This window comes from Dellaglioa sp. CoH-57-MRSF-18, from assembly GCF_056781995.1.
This window is the reverse complement of record NZ_JBXAXX010000039.1, coordinates 1-663: the sequence shown is the minus strand read 5'-3', so window position 1 is coordinate 663 and position 663 is coordinate 1. Positions and strand designations below refer to the sequence as shown.

1 protein-coding gene is annotated in these 663 nt (G+C 56.3%); it reads right to left on the bottom strand.

Going from position 1 to position 663, the window contains the following annotated elements; translation table 11 throughout:
• On the bottom strand, window positions 1-663 hold a 663-nt coding region (locus tag AC1RPG_RS07920; protein ID WP_481762456.1), incomplete at both ends, for a hypothetical protein.

Genomic DNA, 663 nt, shown 5'->3' with positions numbered 1-663 from the left:
GCACAACAGCGTCCGGCTGGTACTGGCGGATCGCGTTGACACCCACATCGTACACACTGCGCGGATCGATTCCAGCTTTCGAGAGATCGCAGGACATACTGTGGTCCTTAACGGCTCCGTCCTTTACGCGTTCCGCCTCATCACCTGCCAGCTTCACGGTCCGGATGATGGATGCCGAATTCCCATCGAGCCGCGCCTGAAACGTGGCAATGAAGTCCCGAAGCGAAATGCCGTCGTTGAGCTGGGCCCCGAGGATAATGTTGTGTTGTTCGTCTAGAATCTTCTTCAGCTCATCAAACTCACGAACCGAGAGCAGGGCATACATGGGAGTGCCCATGTAGTGCTCGAATTCCATGTTCCAGTTACGCGTTACGTATCGCATAATGCCCAGAACCGTGGCCTTCGCGTCGATTCGACCGTGCATGGGAATCAGTGCTGACCGCTTCAGCAAATCCGCAATCTGCGCATCGCGATCAGCCAAATCGTAGCCATCGATGTTCAGGAGCCGGGCGAGACGTGTGCCGTGCTCCGCGATCCACTGTTCATCAGAGCACGTTTCGGCCTCGACGCGTGCATCGTTGCGACCTGCTTGATAGGCAGACTCCATATCGCGCCGCACCATACGCACGATTCCAGAATTGGCTTCACCGTATTGCGTATACC